Raw genomic sequence first — 927 nt, forward strand, 5'->3', positions numbered from 1 at the left:
GAGATCTGGTTGGGTCTCGTGGGATCGGAGATCTGTATAAGAGACAGCCTCTGGCCGGCCGCCGCGATCCTGCTCGGCCTCGCCCCGTCCTTCGTCGCCCCCAAGGAGCCATCGTGATCCGCTTCGAGGACGTCTCCGTGACGTACGACGGACGGGTCGAGCCGACTGTCCAGGGCATCGAACTCACCGTTCCCGAGGGCGAGTTGGTGCTGCTCGTCGGACCGTCCGGGGTCGGCAAGTCGACGGTGCTCGGCGCGGTGAGCGGACTGGTGCCGCACTTCACGGGCGGTACGTTGCGCGGACGCGTCACGGTGGCGGGCCGTGACACCCGTACGCACAAGCCGCGCGAACTCGCCGACGTCGTCGGCACGGTGGGCCAGGACCCGCTCGCCCACTTCGTGACGGACACGGTCGAGGACGAACTCGCGTACGGCATGGAGTCGTTGGGCCTCGCGCCGGACGTGATGCGCCGCCGTGTCGAGGAGACCCTGGACCTGCTCGGCCTCACGGACCTCCGCGACCGCCCGATCTCCACCCTCTCCGGCGGCCAGCAGCAGCGGGTCGCGATCGGCTCGGTCCTCACCCCGCACCCCAGGGTCCTGGTCCTCGACGAGCCGACCTCGGCGCTCGACCCGGCCGCCGCGGAGGAGGTCCTGGCCGTCCTCCAGCGCCTCGTCCACGACCTCGGCACCACGGTCCTGATGGCCGAACACCGCCTCGAACGCGTCATCCAGTACGCCGACCAGGTCGCCCTCCTCCCGGCCCCGGGCGCCCCTCTCGTGCTGGGCACCCCGTCCGAGGTCATGGCCGTCTCCCCGGTGCACCCGCCGGTCGTCGCCCTGGGCCGACTGGCCGGGTGGTCCCCACTCCCGCTGACGGTGCGCGACGCGCGGCGGAGGGCGGGGGCACTGCGGGAAAGGCTGGAGG

General features: G+C 72.1%; 1 protein-coding gene. It reads left to right on the forward strand.

The features are described 5' to 3' along the window. Positions 1–113 precede the first annotated feature (113 nt). The coding region (locus G5C60_RS50780; protein ID WP_165271111.1) for an ATP-binding cassette domain-containing protein at positions 114–927 on the forward strand (814 nt) is incomplete at its 3' end.

This window comes from Streptomyces scabichelini, from assembly GCF_011045015.1.
Taxonomy (GTDB): Bacteria; Actinomycetota; Actinomycetes; order Streptomycetales; family Streptomycetaceae; genus Streptomyces; species Streptomyces scabichelini.